Here is a 5,611-nt window from a genome sequence, read left to right on the forward strand (position 1 = left end):
GGAATGGACGTAATAACCCCTGGAAAGAAGAAAGAATATTGTCGCTCGAACCCGATCTTTTCTGTTTTTCGGTAAATATCGATGGCTATCCGCAGAACCCCGAATATTCCATCTCTGTGTTGCCTGAAGCAGTGCTGGAATTTAGTACCATCAGCGATTATGCGAACGGAACTACCAAAACCTACGATAAAGGACTGCGAATATCTGCCACTTCCGGTTATGAAGTGTCGGTCAGAGCGCTGTCGGATAATTTTACTTCTGTTTCTGCCTTTGGCACTATCCCGCTCAACCTTGTCTCCCTGCAGCTGAGCGGCGGAAACGGCGTCAAACAACCTGTGCCGCTCTCAACGCAAAGGCAGATGATCCTTGAAGGCGTATCCACCAATGGAGAGATTCTCGATTACGATTTGATCTATTCCGCGGCGGCCATCGACGAACGTTATTTACTGATTAATACGGAGCAAAGCTATAGTACGCAGTTGATGTTCGAGATTACTTCAAGGTAAAAGATGCAGATCGCCAGAAACACCATCGATCGCTTGTTGACCCTCCTTTTGCTTTTACTGATAAGCGGAGGGGCTGCATTGTTTGCCGATGCCCCTATAGAAATTATACTCAGGGAGAATACCCGCTCGGGACAGATGCTAAGCCATGTGTTAAAGGTAACCAATCAGTCGGATCAATCATTCAATGGCATCATGGCTATTGATGCACCCACAGGTGTTCGTGCTCTCTCTCGTGATCAGCGGGCAGTAAGCCTGGCGCCCGGTGATAGTAGTTTTTTTTCATTTAGACTGGTGCTGACAAGGGATCTGGGAGCCGGGGAAAAGAAGATATGCTATAACCTGCTGACCGATGAAAATGAGTTGGTGAGTAGCTGTGAGACTTTGTTACAGATTGAACTGCGTGAACAGCTTACCTTGCTGGCCGAAAATGGTCCTTCCTTGCTTACCAACCCCGATGACTCGGTACGTGTCAACGTGATCCTGCAGAACAGTGGCAATGTCACAGAGCAGGTGATACTGGTTTTCAACGTACCGAATCTGCACAATGCTCCGCCTTTTACCGAAGTAACAGCGACACTGGCACCCGGTGAACAGCAGAAATTTACGCATAGTTTTATCGCTAGCAGCAATCTGCTTGCTGCCGGACGTTTTCAGGTGAGAGTAACGGCCATGAAAGGGAAGGAGAAGAAGATAGTGGATACCCGTACGATCAATGTACATAGTGTGATTACGCAGAGAAGCTACAATGCCTTTTTTCGGGACCAGTTTTATTTTACGGGTGATAAAGCATTCGATAATGGCATGCAGCTAAGCTACCGTACCTACAACCGTATTTCAAATACGGTACAACTTCAGGGAGGCAGTTACATTGATTTGCCGGCAGGATATCTCCATCTGAAAGGCAATATATACAAATACAATACACACTCTCTTCCATATATAACAAATACCTCCCTGGCATATCAGCTTTATGAAAACCAGTTTATTATCGGAAATGTTCAGGAGCAGACAGAACTCTCCTTGTACGGAAGGGGAATAAAAGCCCTGTTTTCCGACAAAGAAGGAAGGCGGCAGATCACATTCGGAGCCATTGATCAAAACTATAACCTCATTGATGATCAGCCCTGGTTTAAAGACTATTATTCATTTTTTCTGAAGGCCGATCTGGGGGGAGGCACCGAACGAAGCGGGACGGGAGGTACCTATGTGTATCAAAGGAACCCCTACGAAAGGGCAAACTTTCATATGATGGGGATCCGGTGGAAGCATCGGTTCAGTGCAGAGTGGAGCATGGAGTGGAAAGTGCATGCCACAGCCGGTGAGTACTGGGAGTTGCAGGGAAATCGCTACTCCGGTGCGGGCGAGATGAGCTACAACGGAAGGCTTTTTAAGAATGTGCTGCTGGGTGGATCGGCTTACTACAGTGATCCTTACTTCCCCGGTAACCGAAAAGGAATCTTTTCGGTTGTACAGCACGGCACCATGCAGCTAACAGACAACATGAATCTGAATGTGTCGTACAACTTTAACCGTTCTGAACCTAAATCATACAGTTATGAATACAATTATCGCTCCCAAAACCAATATGGAGGTATCTCGCTGACTCTTCCTGCCTTTCAAAATATTCACTCTTCGTTGTCTTACCAGCATCAGAAGGAGAGCTCGCCTTCATATTCACACTTCGCCGGAATGGAGTATGGAGATGAAAACCTCAATATGACTTCCCGCAGGATGGGATGGCAGTGGCGATGGCAGCATCCGGGGTGGAAGTACTCCTTTTTCGGAAGTATGGAGGGAGGATTTTTTCAGGACCCTCTGGAGAAAGAGTATGTTGCTCAGGGGAAAGCTTCGTTGAACTTCTCATACCGGTGGATCACAGCCGGTGTCACCTGGCAGCAGGGGGCATATTATCTCTTTGAGCAGGTGATGGCACAGCGACAGGGGAAGGACTTCAGCCGGCTTACTATTTCAGCCTCTGCTAATCAAAACTTTTCGAACAGACTGACTCTCTCCTCAGGCATCAACTTCACAAGCGATGTATATCAGGGAAAGATTCCTTCTGCAAACCTCAATGCCAGATATAATCCCGGCAGTAACCTCTCCTTCATCCTTACCGGCAATTGGTACAAATATCCCTTCCTGGGCGACAGGGAAATAGTGAATCTGGAGGTGGGAGCACGGTATCGATTCCCGGGAGGAGTGCCATTGAAAGGCAGGAAAAGCACCCTCATCGCAAAAGTCTATTATGACCATAACGCCAACAGACGCTATGATGAGGGAGATGCTCCGGCTCAGAATTATCTCGTGGATATAGACCGGAAGGCTTTTGTTACGGGTGAGAAGGGGGAAGTAAGGTATACCTCGGTTCCTTTTGGTACGTATGCCGTGAGACCGATGCAGCCCGGGGAGTGGTCGTTCGATCAGAAAGAGATCAGTGTCCACCGGTTCAGGACAACTGTAGAGATACCTCTGCGGCAGAGCGGTACCCTGCAGGGAAGCATCCGTTACATCATGGGAGAGAACAATGTGGAGATCGTTCCTCGTTATGAAGGATTCCGGTTCACCGTGATCAGCTCCGACGGAAAACTGGAGCAGACCGTTGTCACCAACGACCATGGTAAGTTTATTACCTTCCTTCCTGCAGGAGAATACAGCATCGTACTCAACAAGAAAACACTGCCGGAGCATACCGAATGCAAAGAGTCGGTGCGTACGTTCGCCATTGCCGGAGGAAGGGTGACACAGCTTGAGCCGTTTCACATTGAAGTAAAGACACGCAAGGTAAATGTGCGGAAGTTCTTTGCCCGGAAAGACCCGTAAAATCTTCACACAATTTTTCAGACCCACAGTACATGTTGTGCCGGATTTTTTGTTAATTTTATAAATAATCTCATTCTTTTCACCATGAAATGTGTCAAGGTAGTGATGAAATGAAAAGAAGGCTTCATAAGTGTTAAGCTGTGTTTATTGAAGCTGCGTATGAGAATCTATTTATACTGTTTAATTTTTAATACGAAAAACAACCATGGGAAAAATTCCAATGAAAAGGCGGCTGCACATATTTGTGTCGCTTTTTGTGCTTAGCACTTTGTTATGCCAGGCTCAAAAAGTGAACCTGAATTTCAGCCAGAAAAGTTTGAAGACTGTCCTGGAGAGTATTGCCGAACAGACAGACCATACCCTGGCATTCAGCAAGGAAGTGGTTGATCTGAGCGAGCTGGTGACCATACGGGTGGGCGATGCTGAATTCCCGCAAGTGCTGAACCAATTGCTGACACCCCGTCAGATTGGGTATGAGATCAGGGACAACAAGATTTATATTTTCGATCGACCGGTTACTGCGGAAGCTGCAGCAAGGCAAACACCGAGAGAGGATGTGCATTTGACCGGACGGGTCACCGACGAGAATGGGGATCCGGTGATCGGTGTCAATATCGTGGTGCCGGGGACGACGATCGGTACAGTTACAAATATGGATGGCAGCTACAGCATGATCATTCCGCAGGGGTCCGTGTTGCGCTTTTCCTATATCGGATACATCGAACAGGAATTCACCATCACCAGTCAGACCGTCCTCAATGTCCGGCTGCAGGAAAACAGGGAGATATTGGATGAGCTGGTGGTAGTCGGTTACGGAGTACAACGCAAGAGCGTGGTTACTGCGGCAATCAGCAAGGTGTCTGCAGAAGAGCTGAACGTGACAAGACCTACCCGCGTGGAAGATGCTCTGAAGGGTAAAGTATCGGGTGTACAGATCACCCAGAGCTCCGGTCAGCCGGGGGCGGACTCCAAGGTACGGATCCGCGGTATCGGTACCATCAACAACAGCGAACCGCTTTATATCGTGGATGGCATGGAGGTGGGCGGCGGCATCAACTACCTGAACCCGGTCGACATCGCCTCGGTGGAGATTCTGAAGGATGCAGCCTCGGCAGCCATCTACGGATCACGGGCAGCCAACGGTGTGATTCTGGTAACCACCAAAAAAGGAGAGAAGGGTAAGGCCACGGTCAACTACGATGTAAGCTACGGGTGGCAGAATCCCTGGAAGAAAAAGGAGATACTGAATGCGCGCGAATACATGGTTATCATGAACGAAGCCCAAATCAACGACGGCAACCTGCCTCGTTACAACAACGAACAGGTGATGGGTGCCGGAAAAGGAACCGACTGGCAGGATGAAACCTTTTACTACAATGCACCGGTACAGAACCATCAAGTGAGTGTCTCCGGGGGAACGGACAAAGGAAATTACTTCCTCTCGTTCGGCTATTTCGATCAGGCTGGCATCGTGGGCGGAAATTACGACAAATCAAATTTTCAACGTTACAGTTTGCGTTCCAACTCGATCTACAATATTTTTGAAACGAAGGAGCGCAGTTTTCTGAACAACGTACAACTGGGTGTAAATGTGGGTTATTCCCGCAATAAATCCACCGGCATCGAGACCAACTCCGAGTACGGTTCCATTCTGGGAAGCGCCCTGACTTTCTCACCGCTGGTGCCGGTATATGCCGATGAAGAGACGGGCAAGACCATTCTGGCTCAGTATCCGCACGCGGTGAAGAATGGCGACCGCGTGTTCTCCATTCCACCTGCCGGATTCCAGGAGATCGCCAATCCCGTGGGGATGCTCAATCAGCCTTCGGCCGGATTGAACAATGCCGATAAATTTGTCGGATCATTCTGGGGCGAGCTGACCATCTTGCCGGAACTGAAGTTCAGGAGCAGCTACGGTGTGGATCTGGCATTCTGGGGATACGATTCATACACATTTCCCTACTTCCTGGCAACACAGGGTAAGGACGTGCAGTTCAGCACAGTGCAAAGTGAGATGAACCGTGGCTACACCTGGCAACTGGAGAATTACTTCTCTTACAACAGGTCGTTCGAGGAGGTACACAACCTCTCTTTTGTGCTCGGACAGTCTGCATCAAAATATACCTATCGCAACTTGGGCGGCAACGACCGCGACCTGCTGGAGAACGACCCGCTGAAGGCAAACATCAATTACGCCATTGCCGACAGAAAAGAAGAACGTGCCTGGGGCGGTACCGGAGGCTATAACTTCACGGCCCGCGCCTCCTATTTCGGCAGGATCGATT

Annotated in this window: 3 protein-coding genes; all 3 read left to right on the forward strand. The window is 48.9% G+C overall.

The genetic code is table 11. From position 1 onward, the window contains the following. The coding region (locus B3Z75_RS05750; protein WP_294068548.1) for a hypothetical protein at window positions 1–506 on the forward strand (506 nt) is incomplete at its 5' end. Between the two features lie 3 nt (window positions 507–509). After that, window positions 510–3,326 (forward strand): hypothetical protein, encoded by a 2,817-nt coding sequence (locus tag B3Z75_RS05755; RefSeq protein ID WP_294068550.1) that lies wholly within the window; start codon window positions 510–512, stop codon window positions 3,324–3,326. Window positions 3,327–3,531: 205 nt separating this feature from the next. Then, window positions 3,532–5,611 (forward strand): SusC/RagA family TonB-linked outer membrane protein (locus B3Z75_RS05760; protein WP_294068553.1); only part of this gene is annotated, 2,080 nt, incomplete at its 3' end.

Source organism: Proteiniphilum sp. UBA1028 (assembly GCF_002316955.1).
In the GTDB taxonomy this organism is placed as follows: Bacteria; Bacteroidota; Bacteroidia; order Bacteroidales; family Dysgonomonadaceae; genus Proteiniphilum.

Coding starts and splice junctions, on each gene's coding strand:
- B3Z75_RS05755 (WP_294068550.1), top strand. CDS start 510: ATGCAGATCGCCAGAAACACCATCGATCGCTTGTTGACCCTCCTTTTG.